This window comes from Pseudotabrizicola sp. 4114 (assembly GCF_031457365.1).
Classification (GTDB): domain Bacteria; phylum Pseudomonadota; class Alphaproteobacteria; order Rhodobacterales; family Rhodobacteraceae; genus Pseudotabrizicola.
Genome location: NZ_JAVDWP010000006.1, coordinates 74,356 through 87,446, shown reverse-complemented (window position 1 = coordinate 87,446; position 13,091 = coordinate 74,356). Strand labels below are relative to the sequence as shown.

The 13,091-nt window shown below is 64.4% G+C and carries 10 protein-coding genes; 8 read left to right on the top strand and 2 right to left on the bottom strand.

The features are described from left to right. Positions 1 to 80 precede the first annotated feature (80 nt). Genes J2X53_RS14865 through J2X53_RS14850 form a run of 4 tightly spaced genes read left to right on the top strand, consistent with a single transcriptional unit; the run spans position 81 to position 4,971 of the window. Positions 81 to 1,400: a flagellar hook-basal body complex protein gene (locus J2X53_RS14865; RefSeq protein WP_349038280.1), complete on the top strand. Its 1,320-nt coding sequence runs from the start codon at positions 81 to 83 to the stop codon at positions 1,398 to 1,400. Between the two features lie 10 nt (positions 1,401 to 1,410). Then, on the top strand, positions 1,411 to 2,868 hold the full coding sequence (gene flgK, locus J2X53_RS14860) for a flagellar hook-associated protein FlgK (RefSeq protein WP_349038279.1): 1,458 nt from the start codon (positions 1,411 to 1,413) through the stop codon (positions 2,866 to 2,868). 1 nt (position 2,869) lies between these two features. After that, the gene (locus tag J2X53_RS14855) at positions 2,870 to 3,874 is read left to right on the top strand and encodes a hypothetical protein (RefSeq protein WP_349038278.1); all 1,005 of its coding nucleotides are present in this window, start codon (positions 2,870 to 2,872) and stop codon (positions 3,872 to 3,874) included. Continuing rightward, the gene (locus J2X53_RS14850; RefSeq protein WP_349038277.1) at positions 3,871 to 4,971 is read left to right on the top strand and encodes a flagellar basal body P-ring protein FlgI; all 1,101 of its coding nucleotides are present in this window, start codon (positions 3,871 to 3,873) and stop codon (positions 4,969 to 4,971) included. The genes J2X53_RS14855 and J2X53_RS14850 overlap by 4 nt, the downstream gene beginning before the upstream one ends. 165 nt (positions 4,972 to 5,136) lie before the next feature. Here the strand turns inward: J2X53_RS14850 and map are convergent, their stop codons facing one another. After that, a complete protein-coding gene (gene map, locus J2X53_RS14845) occupies positions 5,137 to 5,943 on the bottom strand; it encodes a type I methionyl aminopeptidase (RefSeq protein WP_349038276.1) in 807 nt (268 codons plus the stop codon). Between the two features lie 137 nt (positions 5,944 to 6,080). On the opposite strand from map, the gene J2X53_RS14840 reads away from it, so the two are divergent. From J2X53_RS14840 to J2X53_RS14830, 3 genes are read left to right on the top strand one after another with little or no spacing between them, the layout of a single operon-like run. Continuing rightward, positions 6,081 to 6,800 carry a molybdopterin-binding protein gene (locus J2X53_RS14840; protein ID WP_349038275.1) on the top strand — a complete coding sequence of 240 codons (720 nt, stop codon included), beginning with the start codon at positions 6,081 to 6,083 and terminating at the stop codon, positions 6,798 to 6,800. Next, complete coding sequence (locus tag J2X53_RS14835; RefSeq protein ID WP_349038274.1) at positions 6,797 to 7,507, top strand: GNAT family N-acetyltransferase; 711 nt, start codon at positions 6,797 to 6,799, stop codon at positions 7,505 to 7,507. Before J2X53_RS14840 ends, J2X53_RS14835 begins: the two co-directional genes overlap by 4 nt. Before the next feature lie 21 nt (positions 7,508 to 7,528). Beyond that, positions 7,529 to 8,521, top strand: coding sequence for an OmpA family protein (locus J2X53_RS14830; protein ID WP_349038273.1), 993 nt, complete (start codon positions 7,529 to 7,531; stop codon positions 8,519 to 8,521). A gap of 36 nt (positions 8,522 to 8,557) precedes the next feature. Here J2X53_RS14830 and J2X53_RS14825 read toward each other — a convergent pair whose 3' ends face one another. After that, positions 8,558 to 9,463, bottom strand: coding sequence for a LysR family transcriptional regulator (locus J2X53_RS14825; RefSeq protein WP_349038272.1), 906 nt, complete (start codon positions 9,461 to 9,463; stop codon positions 8,558 to 8,560). A 292-nt stretch (positions 9,464 to 9,755) separates the two neighbouring features. Here J2X53_RS14825 and J2X53_RS14820 point away from each other — a divergent pair, with 292 nt between their 5' ends. Continuing rightward, entirely contained in the window at positions 9,756 to 13,088 is a 3,333-nt protein-coding gene (locus J2X53_RS14820; protein WP_349038271.1) for a transglutaminase family protein, read from the top strand. Positions 13,089 to 13,091 lie beyond the last annotated feature (3 nt).

Here is a 13,091-nt window from a genome sequence, read left to right as displayed (position 1 = left end):
GTCGATGTTAGCGGGCTGTTAATCGCAATGCTGCAGGGTCGGAGCACATAGAGGCATCGACCTGTAGAAAGGCGGCATTGATGACTATTTCTTCCTCGTTGAATGCGGGTGTGGCGGGCTTGAACGCGAATGCGACCAAGCTTTCCACCATCTCCGACAACATCGCAAACTCTTCGACTTACGGCTACAAACGGGCCGCAGCCGATTTTGAAAGCATGGTGATAAGCAACGCCCGTGGCGCGGGAAAATACTCGGCTGGCGGCGTCCGTGCTGCCAGCTACCGGCTGATTGACGAACGCGGCGGCATTATCGGCACCTCGAACGCGCTGGATATGGCGGTTTCAGGCCGCGGCATGCTGCCGGTCATGCCGTCGGTCCGCATGGGCGAGGGTGCGATGGGCACGCAGCCAATGATCATGACCACGACCGGATCATTCCGTATGGATGAATCGGGGGTCGTGCGCACTGAATCCGGGCTGGTGCTGCTGGGCTGGCCTGCGAATATCCGCGGCGAAATCCCGACGTTTCCGCGCGATTCGATGGCCGGGCTGCAACCGGTCATCATCAACGCCAATCAGACCGCAGCCGACCCGACCACAATGGTCAGTCTGGGCGTCAACCTGCCTGCGACCGACACCAATGTCGGCGCAGCCGGGGCCCCCATTCCGCTGCCCGTTGAGTATTACAGCAACCTTGGCACCGCAGAAAAACTTGACATCACCTTTGCCCCGACCGTGCCGGTGGCCCCGGCAACGGCGGCGTCCAACACCTGGACAATGGTGATCCGCGACAGCGCATCCGCCGGGGCGGTGGTGGGGGAATACACGCTGGAATTCGACGAGACGCGGGGCGCGGGCGGGACATTGGCCACCGTTACAACCGTTTCGGGCGGGGCTTATAACGCGGCCAATGGCAACGTGGCCCTGACCGTTGCCGGCGGCCCGATCACCTTGTCCATCGGCAGGCCGGGCGAGCCGGGCGGGCTGACCCAGCTGGCCGACACTTTCGTCCCGACCGGTATCACCAAGGACGGGTCGCCTGTCGGCAGTCTGACCGGGGTGGAGGTTGATGAAAACGGCTATATTCTGGCCACCTACGACACCGGTTTCGTCCGCAGGATCTTTCAGATCCCGCTGGTTGATGTGCCCAATCTCAACGGCTTGACCCCGATGAACAACCAGACCTTTCAGGTCTCGCCGCAGTCGGGCGCATTCTTCTTGTGGAACGCAGGCGACGGGCCGACCGGCAGCGTGGCAGGCTTTTCCCGCGAAGTGTCAGCCACCGATGTCGCAGCGGAACTGACCGCGCTGATCACCACGCAGCGAGCCTATTCTTCAAACGCCAAGGTGATCCAGACGGTCGACGAGATGTTGCAGGAAACCACAAATATCAAACGCTGAGGTCTGAATCATGAGCATCTCCTCCGCGCTGTCTTCGGCCTTTTCCGGTCTCAGCGCCGCATCACGGATGGCCGAGGTTACGGCCTCCAACGTGTCGAACGCCCTGACCGAAGGCTATGCGCGGCGCGAGCTGCAGCTGTCCGCCCGCAGTCTGGGCAAGACCGGTGTGGGTGTCGCCGTCACCGGCGTCACCCGCCAGATCGACACCCTGCTGCTGCAGGATCTGCGGCTGGCTTCGGCCAGTCAAGGCGGCCGCGCCACAACCTCTGATTTTCTGGCGCGGATGGAAACGGCACTGGGCACCGCCGATCAGGCCGGGTCCCTGTCTGCCCGGATCGCCACATTCGAACGGACGGTGATCGAGGCGGCCGCCCGGCCCGAAGCGGATGCCCGTCTTGCCACCGTCGTCGATGCAGCGCGCAGTCTGACCCAGAGTATGGGAGAAATCTCTACCCTGATTCAGACGGAACGACAGGCTGCGGATACGAAAATTGCGGGTGACGCAAGGCTGCTCAACGATGCCCTGACGGGGGTGGCAGAGCTGAACACCAGGATCCGGGCCTTTGCCTCGACCGGGCGCGATGCGACCGCGCTGATGGACCAGCGTCAGCAGATGGTCGACTCGATTGCGGCGATCATCCCGGTGCGCGAGATTGCGCGCGAACATGATCAGATCGCGCTGTACACCGCGGGCGGCACCAGCCTGCTGGAGGGGCGGCCGGTTCAGTTCGGCTTCACCCCGACCGGGCTGATCACGCCCGATATGTCGCTGGCGGCCGGCAGCCTGTCTGGCCTGACGGTCAACGGCCAGCCGCTCAGCACCGCGCCTGCGGGCGGGCGTCTGGGCGAGGGGCGGTTATCGGCGCTGTTCGAACTGCGCGATGCGCTGGTACCTGAAGCACAGGCCAATCTGGATGCGCTCGCGCGCGACCTGATCGAGCGTGTCTCGGCCCCCGCCGTCGACCCGACCCGCGCACCCGGCGCACCGGGTCTGTTCACCGATCAGGGAATGGCCCTTGATCCGCTGGACGAGGTGGGATTGGCGGGGCGCATTCAGCTGAACGTTCTGGTGGTGCCTGAGGCGGGGGGAGCGCTGTGGCGGCTGCGCGACGGTCTGGGCGCGGCTGTGGCCGGGCCAGGCGGATTTTCCGAACGGCTGACGGCGCTTGCCGGGTCGCTGAGCGCGGTCCGCCTGCAGGCCTCCGGCGGGCTGTCGCCGGGTGCCCGCAGCCTGTCCGGCTTTGCCTCGGAAATCGCCTCGGCCCAATCGGTCCGGCGGCTGGGGGCTGAGGCTGGCACGGCTTTTGCGGCAGCGCGCAGCGATGCCCTGCGGGCAGAGCTGTTGCGCGCCGGCGTCGATACTGACGAGGAAATGCAGAACCTGCTGTTGATTGAACAGGCCTATGCCGCGAACGCCAAGGTTTTTCAGACCGCGGATGACATGATCCAAATTCTGCTGGGAATGTAACATGACTTTGGTTTCCCTGGGCGATCTGGCCCAATCGTTTCTGCTGAAAGCGCAGACCTCCCGTCTCAAAGGCGAGGTGGGCAGGATCACACAGGAGCTGAGCTCGGGTCGGGTGGCAGACATCGGCGCCGCACTTTCTGGTGATCTGTCGCAGCTGACATCGGTGTCGCGCGCCCGTTCTGTCACCACCGGCTTTCAATCCGGCGCACGGGAGGCGGCGACCCAGGCCGCCGCCACGCAATCGGCACTTGCCGCAATCGCTGGCGCGACCCAATCACTGGTCACCCCGCTGCTTACCGCTTCTCAGCTGGATCTGACGGATCAGATCGCGCTGACCGGGGTAGATGCGCGTAGCCGGCTGGATTCGGTGCTGGCCACATTGAACACCTCGGTGGGGGGCAGGTCGCTGTTTTCCGGGCAGGCGGTCCACAGCCCGGCTGTGATCGGGGCAGAGCCTTTGATGGCCGCGCTGCGCACAGAACTTGTTGGCGCAACCACGGCGCAGGAGGCGATGACCCGCATTTCCGCCTGGTTTGACGCCCCCGCAGGCTACCGGGCCGTTGCGTATCAGGGCGGGGTACCGCTGGAGAATGTGGCTGTATCGGCAACCGACCGGGTCTGGCTGGGGGTGACCGCCGAAGATCCGGCCTTGCGCGCCACGCTGAAAGGCCTGACCGCAGCCGCGCTGATCAGCGACATCACCTCGCCCTTGCCGGTCAGCGAGGGCAAGGCGCTGGCCCGTCTGTCGGCCGAGGCGCTGATGGCCGGGCAGGACGCGCTTACCAATCTTTCGGCGCGACTGGGGATCAGCGAAGGACGGATCGAGGCGGCGCAAAGCCGCAACGCAACGGACCTGCTGGCACACGAAATGGCTCAGGCCGATATGATCCGCAGCGATCCGGAGCGGCTGGCGATGGAGATGGAGGCGGTACAGACCAATCTGGAGACGGTATTTGCCATCACGGCACGGTTGTCGCGGCTGTCGCTGACGGATTTCCTGCGATGATCCGCCAGTTGGTGGTGCTGCTGTTCGTGTGGTGCTGTGGACCGGCTCTGGCTGATGAGGTGCGGCTGAAAGATCTGGTCGAATTTGACGGCGTGCGCGGCAATGATCTGGTGGGGTACGGGCTTGTCGTCGGGCTGAATGGCACCGGCGACGGCATCCGCAACGCCCCTTTTACCGAAGAAATCATGTCGAACCTGCTGGAACGGCTGGGCGTGAATGTCGCCGGAGAGGCGTATCGCCCCAAGAATGTGGCGGCGGTCTTTGTGACCGCCAGTCTGCCGCCCTTTGCCCGCGCGGGCGGGCGCATTGACGTGACGGTCTCGGCCATCGGCGATTCAAAAAGCCTGCTGGGGGGAACGTTGGTGATGACCCCGCTCAACGGCGCCGATGGTCAAATCTATGCGGTGGCGCAGGGCACGATCATTGCCGGCGGCATCTCGGCCGAGGGAGAGGCGGCGCGGGTGGTGCAGGGTGTCCCGACAGCGGGGGTGATCCCCTCCGGCGCGCGGGTGGAGCGGGAGATAGACTTTGACTTCACCACGCTGCAGTCGGTGCGGCTGGCGCTGCGCAGCCCCGATTTCACCACTGCCTCCCGGATTGAGACGGTTCTGAACCGGGAATTTGGCAAGAGGATTGCAATGATGCTTGATTCCGGCACGGTAGAGCTGAATGTCGGGGCCGCAGGCATGCGCTCGCCCGCACATGTGATCGGGCGGATCGAGAACCTGACCATCGCACCCGAAACTCGGGCGCGGGTGGTGGTCGACCAACGCTCTGGTACAATTGTGATCGGTCAGGATGTGCGGATCAGCCGGGTTGCTGTGGCGCAGGGCAACCTGACCCTGCGCGTCGAGGAAGCCCCGATGGTGGTGCAGCCCAACCCCTTTGCCGAAGGCGAAACCATGGTGGTGCCGCGGACCAATGCCAATATAAACCGCGACCCCGGCACCGGGCTGGCGGAGGTGTCAGGCGGGACTTCCCTGTCGGAACTGGTGGCCGGGCTGAATGCGCTGGGTGTCGCGCCGCATGACATGATCGACATTCTGAAGAGCATAAAGGCAGCGGGCGCCTTGCATGCGGATTTCGTGGTGAATTAGGGGGTGGTGATGCGCTGGCTGTTCGCTTTGCTCTGGGTCTCTGGCCTGTGCGCCGCGGTCTTCCGGCTTGCACGTCTGCCCCTTCGCACTTCGGTGCGGTGGAGCAGATCAGACGGCGCTCGGATTGCTTGGCGATCGGGTCAGCTGGCTCCCGGGTGGGGGCCTTCAGCTGGTCGGGTGAAAGCGGTTCGCGGGGGAGAGGGTAAATATCTCACACCCCGTTGCGGTGACCCCGACCGAATGTTCGAACTGCGCCGAGAGGGATTTGTCGCGGGTCACCGCCGTCCAGTCATCGGCCAGAACCTTGGTCTCGGGGCGGCCCAGATTGACCATCGGCTCGATGGTAAAGAACATCCCCTCCTCCAGCACTGCGCCGCCACCCGGGCGGCCGTAGTGCAGCACGTTGGGCGGCGCATGGAAGACGCGGCCCAGACCGTGGCCGCAGAAATCGCGCACCACCGACATGCGGTTCGCCTCGACATAGGCCTGAATCGCATGGCCGATGTCGCCAAAGGTGTTGCCCGGCATCACCGCTGCGACGCCGCGCATCAGCCCTTCGTGGGTCACGTCAATCAGGCGCTCAGCCTTGCGCGGCAGATTTCCGGCCACATACATCCGGCTGGTGTCGCCAAACCAGCCATCGACGATCACCGTGACGTCGATGTTGAGGATATCGCCATCCGCCAGCACTTTGGCCCCCGGAATGCCGTGGCAGACCACATGGTTGACCGAAATGCAGGATGCGTGCTGATAGCCCTTGTAGCCGATGGTGGCCGATGTGACGCCGCGCCGTTCGATGTCTTCGCGGATAAAATCGTCAATCTCGGCCGTGGTCGCCCCCGGCTGGACCAGAGCCGCCACCGCGTCCAGAATCTCGGCCGCGACCCGCCCGGCCGCGCGCATGCCGGCAAAATCAGCCGGTTCATAGATCCGGATTCCGTCTTTTGTGATGCGCCCGCGCGTGTCGTTCATGTCCGATATCCTTTGTCTTTTGCCTGAATAGGCAAATCGGCACGGCTTGACCAGAGGGGCACAAGACCGCAGACCATGGATTGAAACCGTGCAGGCGCGGTCTATACCCGGTCAGGGTTAACAAAAGGAAAGCGGCGATGGCAAATCCAACTGCAGCGATGCTGGTGATCGGCGATGAAATCCTGTCGGGGCGGACGCGCGATTCGAACATGTATTATCTGGCGGGCGAGCTGACCCGGCATGGCATCCGGCTGATGGAGGTGCGGGTGGTCGCCGATGAGCATGCGGTGATCATCGCGGCAGTCAATGCGCTGCGGGCGCAGTATGATCATGTTTTCACCAGCGGCGGCATCGGGCCGACGCATGATGACATCACTGCCGATGCGATTGCGGCGGCTTTTGAGGTGGGGATCACGCACCGGGCCGATGCGATGGCACTGCTTGCGGCGCATTACGACCGTTCGGGGCTGGAGTTCAACGACGCACGCAAGCGGATGGCGCGGATCCCGGATGGCGCAGTGCTGATCGACAACCCGGTCAGCACTGCGCCGGGGTTCAGCCTTGGCAATGTGCATGTGATGGCGGGGGTGCCGAATATCTTTCAGGCGATGGTCGCCAGTGTGCTACCATCCCTGACCGGGGGGGAGCCGTTGCTGAGCCAATCCCTGCGGGTCAACCGGGGCGAGGGCGAGGTGGCGGGGCCGTTTGGCGCACTGGCGGCGGAGTTTCCTGATCTGAGCATGGGGTCGTATCCGTTCATCCAGAACGGCGCGCATGGCACCAATCTGGTGATCCGGGGCACCGATGCCGGGCAGATCGGCCGGGCAATGACCCGGCTGGCGGCGCTGTTCGGATGACGCCGGACACTCTGGCCGAGGTGATGGAGCGGACCTGGCCCCCGGCGCGGGCCTTTGCGGTCGGGCCTTGGTGTATCCGTGACGGGCAAGGCGGCGGCAAACGGGTCAGCGCCGCGACTGCCGGACCGGAGTGGCGCGACGAGGACATCCCGCAGGCCGAGGCGGCCATGGCCGCGCTGGATCAGGGGCCGCTGTTTCTGATCCGGCAGGGGGACGATCTGCTGGATCAGGCGCTGCAATCGCGCGGCTACCGGGTGGTGGATCCGGTGGTGGCCTATGTCGCACCAGCGTCAGCGCTGGCCGATCCGCCTGCCCCGCCGATGGCGGCTTTTGCCCATTGGCCGCCGCTGGCGATCTGTAGTGAGATCTGGGCCGAAGGTGGGATCGGCGCAGCGCGGGTGGCGGTGATGCAGCGGGCCTGCACCCCAAAATGTGCCATTCTGGGGCGGGCACAGGACCAGCCGACCGGCGTGGCTTTTGTGGCGATCCATCAGGGTGTCGCGATGCTGCACGCGCTGGAGGTGCGGCCCCCGGCCCGTCGGCAGGGTTCCGCGCACAATATTTTGCGGGCGGCGGGGGCCTGGGCGCAAGAGAACGGGGCCGACACGCTGTCTTTGGTGGTGACGGTGGCGAACACGGCGGCGCGCAACCTCTATGCTTCCCTTGGGATGGGGGTTGTGGGACAGTATCATTATCGGCAGCGATAAGCCCGAAGAGGCGCACGGCAGGTGAAACGGAGCGGAACAACCCTTTTTGCAGCGCTCGCGCTGTGGCTGGTCGCACCCGCAGGGCTGGCGCAAGCCCTGACGCTTGACATGCCGTTTCCTGCCGTGCCGAGCGAGGGCAAGACGGAAACCCTGAGTTCATATGCCTTGCCCATCGGTGGTTTTGCCAACGGGGTCCTGCCCACCCGCATGGTGGAAGGGGTGTTGCAGCAGACTGCATGGCGGATCGACGCCCCCGGAGCGACGACGCTGGAGCTGTTGATGCCGCTGCGTGCGCAACTGCAGGAGGATGGATTCAGGACCGTGTTTGAATGCGAGGCCGTCGCCTGTGGCGGGTTTGATTTCCGCTATGGCACGGTGATTTTGCCCGAGCCCGAGATGCATGTCGATCTTGGCGATTTCCGTTATTATGCCGCAGAACGCGGCGCAGAGGTGGTGAGCCTGATCGTCAGCCGGACGGCGGCGGCGGGGTTTGTGCAAATGATCCACGTTGGCGGCGCAAGGAATGCGGTGCCGTTGCTGAGCGGGTCCACGATGACCGCCCCTGCCAACCCATTGGCCGCCTTGCCGCTGCCGGTGCTGCCAGACGATGGTGCCACGGCTCCGGCCGCGGATCTGGGCGCGCGGCTGCTGTCAGGCGGGGCGGTGGCACTGGAGGATCTGGTCTTTGCCTCGGGCTCATCCGCTCTGGCTGAGGGGACGTACGGGTCGCTGACCGCATTGGCGACATGGCTGCGGCAGAACCCGGCGCTGACCGTGGCACTGGTCGGGCATACAGACGCCTCGGGCGGGCTGGAGGGCAATATTGCGCTGTCACGCAAACGGGCCGATGCGGTACGGCAGTATCTGATCCGTACCGAAGCCATTCCGGCGGCGCAGGTCGAGGCGCAGGGCGTGGGCTATCTGTCGCCGCGCGCCAGCAACCTGAACGACGCGGGGCGCGAGAAAAACAGACGGGTCGAGGTCATGGTGACCTCGACCCAGTTTACGCCTTGAGGAAGCGCTGGCAAAATCGTGTTGCGGATCAGCGGCTTACCACTTGTCCGGGCCTTTGTCTGAATAGCGGCGGGCCAGAAAGTCGATAAAGGCGCGCACCTTGGGCTGGGTAAAGCGGCCCGGCGGGTAGACGGCATAGATGCCCAGAACTTCGGTCGGCAGACCCGGCAACGCCTCTTCGACCAGACCGTCTTTCATGGCTTCGGCATAAAGAAAGCTGGGGAGATAGGCGATACCAAGGCCGGAAATCGCTGCATTGAGCAGGGATTGTCCGTCATTGACCGTCAGCCAGCCTGCGGTGCGGACCTGACGCTTTTCGCCCGACGGCGCGGTGATTTTCCACACATTGCCATTGGCCTGATTGGAATAGTGCAACAGCTTGTGCTCGTTCAGATCGTCGATTTTTATCGGGCGGCCGTAGCGCTGGAAATAGCTGGGCGAGGCAATCATGCGCTTGGTGGTGTCGGTCAGTTTGCGGGCGCGCAAGCTGCTGTCTTCCAGCTCACCCACGCGGACCGCCATGTCGAAGCCTTCACTGATCAGCTCTACATAGCGGTTGTTCAGCACCATGTTGACGGTGATGTCGGGATATTCGAGCAGGAAATCGCCCAGAATGGGCGACAGAAGGTTCACCCCGAAATCGGTAGCCACCGAGATCCGCAGCAGGCCCGAGGGCGCCGATTGCATCGAGGTCACCAGCGCATCCGCTTCGCCCGCGTCGTTCAGCACGCGGCGGGCGCGGTCGTAATAGGCCAGCCCGATCTCGGTCGGCGAGACGCGGCGGGTGGTGCGGTTCAAAAGGCGCGCCCCCAGACGCGCCTCCAGCGCCGAGACGTGCTTCGAGACGGCGGATTTCGATATCCCCATCTTTTTCGCCGCATCGGTAAAGCCGCCCTGGTCCACGACCATGGCAAAGGCTTCCATCTCAGTAAGTCGGTCCATTTTGTTCCCCAGCTGGCAGCTATATGGGTTTCTCAGCCGTTATTGACCGCGAATTCGGGCAGGATCGCGGCAATGATGCGTTCTATCCGGGGAATTTCAGAGGATCGTTGATGACGAGGAAACAAGTCAACGCGCCGGTCCCGTTTCCGCCTTGCCCGGAATTTGCGCAGTCTTTCGCGGATTGGGCGGGTTTTGTGCGACACCCGAGCGGCAGACGTGCCATAAAGACCTATATCCATACGCATACCCCGCCTGCTGCTATTCAGGGCAAGACCTTACGAGAAGTAACCGAATGTCGATCAAGGCCGCGATTCACCATCTGACACACTACAAATATGACCGTCCGGTCACGCTGGGACCGCAGGTGATCCGCCTGCGCCCTGCCCCGCACAGTCGGACGCGGGTGATCTCGCATTCGCTCAAGGTCAGTCCGGGCGGGCATTTCGTGAACCATCAGCAAGACCCGTTCGGCAACTGGATGGCGCGTTTCGTGTTTCCCGAACCGGTGCGCGAGTTCAAGATCGAGGTCGATCTGGTTGCCGATATGGCGATCTACAACCCGTTCGATTTCTTTGTCGAAGAAGCGGCAGAAACCTGGCCGTTCGAGTATCCGGCGGATCTGACCGACGATCTGGAGATTTACCGCCGCAAGGAACCGGCCGGGCCGCTGTTGCAACAGTTTCTCGATACGGTGCCCAAGGACCGGGTACGCAGCGTTGATTTCGTGGTCAACCTGAACGCGATGGTGGCAAACACCCTGCGCTATACCATCCGCATGGAGCCGGGGGTGCAGACGCCCGAGGAAACGCTTGGCGTGCTGAGCGGGTCATGTCGCGATTCCAGCTGGCTGCTGGTGCAGGCGCTGCGGCATCTGGGGTTTGCGGCGCGGTTTGTGTCGGGCTATCTGATCCAGCTGAAACCGGATCTGAAGGCGCTGGATGGCCCGTCGGGGACCGAGGTGGATTTCACCGATCTGCATGCCTGGTGCGAAGTGTATCTGCCGGGCGCAGGCTGGGTCGGGCTGGACCCGACCAGCGGGCTGTTGGCGGGGGAAAGCCATATTCCGCTGGCCGCCACGCCGCATTACCGCAACGCCGCGCCGATTTCGGGCATGGCGAGCTATGCCGAGGTCGATTTCGCCTTTGACATGACCGTGGCCCGTGTGGCCGAGCATCCGCGCATCACCAAACCGTTCAGCGATGACGCCTGGGATGAGCTGAACGCGCTGGGGCACAAGGTGGATGCGGCGCTTGACGCGGGCGATGTGCGGCTGACCATGGGCGGCGAGCCGACCTTTGTGTCGATTGATGATTTTGAGGCGGAGGAGTGGAACACCGCCGCTGTCGGCCCGACCAAACGCGTGCTTGCGGATCAGCTGATCCGCCGCCTGCGCGACCGTTTTGCACCGGGGGGGTTTCTGCATTACGGGCAGGGCAAGTGGTATCCGGGTGAGACCTTGCCGCGCTGGACGTTTTCGCTGTATTGGCGCACCGATGGCCAGCCGATCTGGTCCGACCCGGCGCTGATCGCCGAAGAGGGCGCGCAGACCGGGGTGACGACCGATGACGCGCAGCGCCTGCTGGCGCAGATCGCCGACGATCTGGCGCTGGAGGCGGATTGCATTATGCCCGCCTATGAAGATCCGGCGCAATGGCTGGTCAAAGAGGCGAACCTGCCCGACAATGTGACGCCCGCGAATTCCAAACTGAAAGACCCCGAAGAACGGCACCGTCTGGCGACCGTGTTCAACCGGGGACTGACCAACCCGTCGGGCTTTGTGCTGCCGGTGCAAAGCTGGCAATCGCAGGCCTCGGGCCGGCGCTGGCGGACGGAGAAGTGGAAGCTGCGGCGCGGGCATATGTTCCTGGTCCCCGGGGACAGCCCGGTGGGCTACCGTCTGCCGCTGGAAAGCCTGCCCTGGCTCCCGCCGTCACAATACCCCTTCATCAACCCGGTTGATCCCACGGTGGAACGTGCGCCGCTGCCCACGCCGAACAGCCCCGATGTGACCGAACAGCGCCCGCAAGCCTCGGCCAGCTTTACCGCTGGCGGGGCGCAGGGTGCCCAAATCGAACAGGGCACTGGCGAAAAGGAACTGGATGGCCATATCCGCACCGCCCTGTCGGTAGAACCGCGTGACGGGCGGCTCTGCGTGTTCATGCCACCGGTGGTGTCGGTCGAGGATTACCTCGATCTGGTGCGCGCGGCGGAAGTGGCGGCGCAAAAGCTGGGGCTGCAGGTGCATATCGAAGGCTATGCCCCGCCGCATGACCCACGGCTGAACGTGATCCGCGTCGCCCCCGATCCGGGGGTGATCGAGGTGAACGTGCATCCGGCGCAGAACTGGCAGGAGTGTGTGGACATCACCTCGGCGGTGTATGAGGAGGCGCGTCAGTGCCGCCTTGGCGCGGACAAGTTCATGATTGACGGCAAACACGCAGGCACCGGCGGCGGCAACCATGTGGTGGTCGGCGGGGCCACGCCGAACGACAGCCCGTTCCTGCGGCGGCCAGACCTGCTCCGCAGTCTGATCCTGCACTGGAACCGGCATCCGTCGCTGTCTTACCTGTTCTCGGGCCTGTTCATCGGGCCAACGTCGCAGGCCCCGCGCATGGACGAGGCGCGGCATGATGCGCTGTATGAGATGGAAATCGCGCTGGCGCAGATCCCCGCCCCCGGCGAAGGCGCGGCTCCGATGCCCTGGCTGGTCGACCGTTTGCTGCGCAACATGCTGACCGACGTGACCGGCAACACCCACCGGGCCGAGATCTGCATCGACAAGCTGTATTCGCCCGATGGCCCCACCGGGCGCTTGGGTCTGGTCGAGTTCCGTGGCTTCGAGATGCCGCCGGATGCGCGGATGAGCCTGTCGCAGCAATTGCTGATCCGGGCGCTGATCGCGCGGTTCTGGGCCAATCCGGCGAAAGGCGAGATGACGCGCTGGGGCACCGCCCTGCACGACCGCTTCATGCTGCCGCATCATGTCTGGCAGGATTTCCGCGACGTGCTGGCCGATCTGGCGCAGCACGGCTTTGCGTTGAGTGAAGACTGGTTCAAGGCGCAGGCGGAGTTCCGGTTCCCGTTCTGCGGCGAGGTGGAGTATGAAGGCGTTCATCTGGAACTGCGTCAGGCGCTGGAGCCCTGGCATGTGCTGGGCGAAACCGGGGCCATTGGCGGCACAGTGCGCTATACCGACAGCTCGACCGAGCGGTTGCAGGTCAAGCTGACCGCCGCCGATCCGTCGCGTTATCAGGTGCTGTGCAACGGGCGGGTGATGCCGCTGACCGGCGTTGGCGCGGGTGAGGCGGTGGCGGGGCTGCGCTACAAGGCGTGGCAGCCGTCTTCGGCGATCCATCCGGTGCTGCCGGTCGATGCGCCGCTGACCTTTGACATTTTTGACACCTGGTCGGGGCGGCCGCTGGGCGGCTGTGTCTATCACGTCGCCCATCCGGGCGGGCGGAATTACGACACCTTCCCGGTCAATGGCAACGAGGCCGAGGCGCGCAGGCTGGCGCGGTTCGAGCCGAATGGCCACCGGCCCGGCCACCACGCCCGCCCGATGGCAGAGCGCCCGCACCGGGAATTCCCGCTGACGCTTGACCTGAGACGGCCCATCGGGCTCTAGTCC

Excerpts from the sequence above, each read along its gene's own strand:
- J2X53_RS14865 (WP_349038280.1), top strand. The coding sequence starts at position 81 with ATGACTATTTCTTCCTCGTTGAATGCGGGTGTGGCGGGCTTGAACGCG.
- flgK (WP_349038279.1), top strand. The coding sequence starts at position 1,411 with ATGAGCATCTCCTCCGCGCTGTCTTCGGCCTTTTCCGGTCTCAGCGCC.
- J2X53_RS14855 (WP_349038278.1), top strand. The coding sequence starts at position 2,870 with ATGACTTTGGTTTCCCTGGGCGATCTGGCCCAATCGTTTCTGCTGAAA.
- J2X53_RS14850 (WP_349038277.1), top strand. The coding sequence starts at position 3,871 with ATGATCCGCCAGTTGGTGGTGCTGCTGTTCGTGTGGTGCTGTGGACCG.
- map (WP_349038276.1), bottom strand. The coding sequence starts at position 5,943 with ATGAACGACACGCGCGGGCGCATCACAAAAGACGGAATCCGGATCTAT.
- J2X53_RS14840 (WP_349038275.1), top strand. The coding sequence starts at position 6,081 with ATGGCAAATCCAACTGCAGCGATGCTGGTGATCGGCGATGAAATCCTG.
- J2X53_RS14835 (WP_349038274.1), top strand. The coding sequence starts at position 6,797 with ATGACGCCGGACACTCTGGCCGAGGTGATGGAGCGGACCTGGCCCCCG.
- J2X53_RS14825 (WP_349038272.1), bottom strand. The coding sequence starts at position 9,463 with ATGGACCGACTTACTGAGATGGAAGCCTTTGCCATGGTCGTGGACCAG.
- J2X53_RS14820 (WP_349038271.1), top strand. The coding sequence starts at position 9,756 with ATGTCGATCAAGGCCGCGATTCACCATCTGACACACTACAAATATGAC.